1 protein-coding gene is annotated in these 1,900 nt (G+C 36.7%); it reads left to right on the forward strand.

Annotation, left to right across the window (positions count from 1 at the left end; genetic code table 11):
• The first annotated feature begins 270 nt into the window (after positions 1–270).
• Positions 271–1,851, forward strand: coding sequence for a hypothetical protein (locus H3T56_RS11555; RefSeq protein ID WP_198193090.1), 1,581 nt, complete (start codon positions 271–273; stop codon positions 1,849–1,851).
• The last annotated feature ends 49 nt before the right edge of the window (positions 1,852–1,900 follow it).

The following is a 1,900-nucleotide window of genomic DNA, read 5'->3' on the forward strand; positions in this document are numbered from 1 at the left end:
TTGAGGAACGGGGTTTTTTGAAATCAAAATAGGGCTAAAAATAGGAGGTAAGATTTTGGTGTGTTGGTACTTTTATTATTAATGTCTTGATTTTGAAGTATAATTTTTCATCAAACTTTACAAAAATTAACAATTAAACCGCCAAAAATAGTTGCATGGTTTTTTCCAATCACTATACTTTCAAACTTTATTTTTATAAAAGGATAACTTTTATAATTTTTGGTATAAAAGTATAAATTAATCATTAGTTTAATTGACAAGGACGTCAATATGCATTATAATCTTGCAACACATAACACCTGCTCAACCTATAATTTAATCTTTTTAAAGTTAAGTTCGTATCGTTTATTACTTAACGGTAGTTTGTTTCTTAAGCAAATTCGGCAAAATTTTTCAAAATTTCTTAGTTTAGCCTTTTTATCTCGGCCGATGGTTTTGGTATTAACCGTAGTTGTTTTACTTTCTATTTCTTTCGCTAATCATGCATTAACCGCTCAAACGACCAATATTATTTATGGTAATGCGCCATATTTAACCTTTGATGGTGGTCTTACACGCGTGACAAACACCAAAGCTCTACTTGGGATATCCCTTTCTAATGGAGATAAATATACTCCCGCAACTAATAATTCAAAAGATAATCCTATCGTTTTACCTGTTGCTGGTCAGAGTTTTGCTGATATAGATATGTTGGTGCCAACTGATACTGATTCTATTGCATTAAATTTACTTATCGGAGAACCTTATAATTATTGGGGTGATGATGATGGTGATGGTCAAGACCCTGATGGTATAACTGCCACAGGTAGTTTAAATTTATCTATTATTGATAGATTCAATAATCCTGTCACACGTAATACAGTGCTAACCATTTGTAATGGACCTTATAAGGTGAAATTGGCTAGTACCAACGGCACTTTATCTACCCGTTATGGCGTTCCTAAAGGTAGCGATTTTAATGCTAGTAATGCGACATATTATATTAATCCTAAGGCACCACCAGAGGTCTGTTTTGCAAAACCGAACTTGCAATATGGTAAGCTTTTTTCTAAAGACATGGATTTCCGAGGTCCTGCTACAATGTGGAATGAAAAGATGGGGTTCATTACACAGTCGAAAAATCCTTCGTCTTATGATTTGAATTTCCCTACTACAGGGGCTCATAATTTGTACTTTGATCTAGATATAGGTGGTAATTATCGAGAATTATCTTGGAAGCCAGTTTCTCATGGTGGTATTACAGCTACTATGACGGAAGCAACAAATAAGAGTGTGCGGGTTAGCCTAAAGGGTCCATTTGCTAAAGATGAGCAATTGGGTTCAAGTAATCCAAGTAGTTTGGGAACTATACTCAATCCGACATTACCACAGACATTTGAGTTAGTTGGTCGAGACAGTCAAAGTGGGGAAGAAATCGTCAAATACGGTTTCCAGTTAAAGCAGTGGTTTGTTAACCGTGGACTTAAATCTTATACTAATGAAAGTGTATCGTCTTGGTGTAGTGATATTGGATACCGTATGCCTAAGGTCAAGGATTTAACTAACGCGATTTGTGAGAGGGGGAATTCAGGTGGACATTGTAAGGGTATAGTTGGTGCGACACCTTCATCAACTGGTAATCACTATCAGCGTAGAATTGGTGCAGGTTTCTTTTCGGAGTGGGGCGACGTAAAGGGCTACACTGATGCTGGTTTCTATTATGGTTATTGGACTAGCGACCCTGGCCGAGCTAGTAATTATACTGAGTTTGTCGTGTTCACCGATGTTGGCAGTGCATCTAGTGGCTTTATACCCAATGGAGGTGAAAAACATGCAGGAGTTTGTGCCGCAGCCCCTTTAAAGGATGATTAATTCAATAACCAAGCGAATTATGACGTAAATGGCTAAAGCAATGTTATGG

Source organism: Gilliamella sp. W8123 (assembly GCF_016101085.1).
Lineage (GTDB): Bacteria > Pseudomonadota > Gammaproteobacteria > Enterobacterales > Orbaceae > Gilliamella > Gilliamella apis.

Bases quoted from the DNA above. Each gene is read 5' to 3' on its own strand.
- H3T56_RS11555 (WP_198193090.1), top strand. From the start codon at position 271: ATGCATTATAATCTTGCAACACATAACACCTGCTCAACCTATAATTTA.